At 67.6% G+C, this 340-nt stretch carries 1 pseudogene; it reads right to left on the reverse strand.

What is annotated here, in order from left to right:
* Positions 1–340: pseudogene (locus GOOTI_RS24585) on the reverse strand (HNH endonuclease); the annotation flags it as partial.

Consider the following 340-nt stretch of genomic DNA (forward strand, 5'->3'; position numbering starts at 1 on the left):
GCAGCATCTGTGCTTGTGCGTGTGTGTCGGCGGCGGCGGTCTGCCAGGTGGGTGATGGTGTCGGTGGTGGCCGACGTTTCGGCGCGTGTGGTGGCGAGATAATCGCGGAAATCGGCGGCCACATCCGCAGCCCGGTTGACGTGCTCGGGATTAGGGGGCATGCCGGGGGCGGCGTTCAACCGCCACGCCACCCGCCCGGTATCGGGGCCGTCGGTGATGATGCGGGTCGTGAACTGACCAGGGCGCGGACCCACCCGTGAATTGTGCATGTCGCAGGCCGGTGCCAGTTGATCAATATCGGTGCGCCCACCCTGGGCCCAGTCCTTGGCGGCGTGGTGCA

Source organism: Gordonia otitidis NBRC 100426 (assembly GCF_000248075.1).
Taxonomy (GTDB): Bacteria; Actinomycetota; Actinomycetes; order Mycobacteriales; family Mycobacteriaceae; genus Gordonia; species Gordonia otitidis.